At 55.2% G+C, this 1,205-nt stretch carries 1 rRNA gene; it reads left to right on the plus strand.

Annotated features, from left to right (window positions below):
- A 16S ribosomal RNA gene (locus HMPREF3170_RS09735) occupies positions 1–1,061 on the plus strand; the annotation flags it as partial.
- Positions 1,062–1,205 lie beyond the last annotated feature (144 nt).

The raw sequence follows: 1,205 nt of genomic DNA on the forward strand, positions 1-1,205 counted from the left end.
GTGACGGTACCTGGAGAAGAAGCACCGGCTAACTACGTGCCAGCAGCCGCGGTAATACGTAGGGTGCGAGCGTTGTCCGGAATTACTGGGCGTAAAGAGCTCGTAGGTGGTTTGTCGCGTCGTTTGTGTAAGTCCACAGCTTAACTGTGGGACTGCAGGCGATACGGGCATAACTTGAGTGCTGTAGGGGAGACTGGAATTCCTGGTGTAGCGGTGAAATGCGCAGATATCAGGAGGAACACCGATGGCGAAGGCAGGTCTCTGGGCAGTAACTGACGCTGAGGAGCGAAAGCATGGGTAGCGAACAGGATTAGATACCCTGGTAGTCCATGCCGTAAACGGTGGGCGCTAGGTGTGAGTCCCTTCCACGGGATTTGTGCCGTAGCTAACGCATTAAGCGCCCCGCCTGGGGAGTACGGCCGCAAGGCTAAAACTCAAAGGAATTGACGGGGGCCCGCACAAGCGGCGGAGCATGTGGATTAATTCGATGCAACGCGAAGAACCTTACCTGGGCTTGACATGTAGCGGATCGCCGCAGAGATGTGGTTTCCCTTGTGGTCGCTATACAGGTGGTGCATGGTTGTCGTCAGCTCGTGTCGTGAGATGTTGGGTTAAGTCCCGCAACGAGCGCAACCCTTGTCTTATGTTGCCAGCACGTAATGGTGGGGACTCATGAGAGACTGCCGGGGTTAACTCGGAGGAAGGTGGGGATGACGTCAAATCATCATGCCCCTTATGTCCAGGGCTTCACACATGCTACAATGGTCGGTACAGCGCGTTTGCTACCTTGTGAGGGGATGCTAATCGCACAAAGCCGGCCTTAGTTCGGATTGGGGTCTGCAACTCGACCCCATGAAGTCGGAGTCGCTAGTAATCGCAGATCAGCAACGCTGCGGTGAATACGTTCCCGGGCCTTGTACACACCGCCCGTCACGTCATGAAAGTTGGTAACACCCGAAGCCAGTGGCCTGTCATGGGAGCTGTCGAAGGTGGGATCGGCGATTGGGACGAAGTCGTAACAAGGTAGCCGTACCGGAAGGTGCGGCTGGATCACCTCCTTTCTAAGGAGTTTTTTATTGTGGCTCACAGTTGTGGGCTTGTTTGTTGGTTGAGTCACCGTGGGTGTGGCTGCCAATTGTTGTTTCCGGGTGGAGACACACCAGCTACAGACTGTCATGCATTCGTGTGGTGGTTGTGGTTGTGGT

Source organism: Corynebacterium sp. HMSC08D02, from assembly GCF_001807505.1.
Taxonomy (GTDB): Bacteria; Actinomycetota; Actinomycetes; order Mycobacteriales; family Mycobacteriaceae; genus Corynebacterium; species Corynebacterium pseudogenitalium.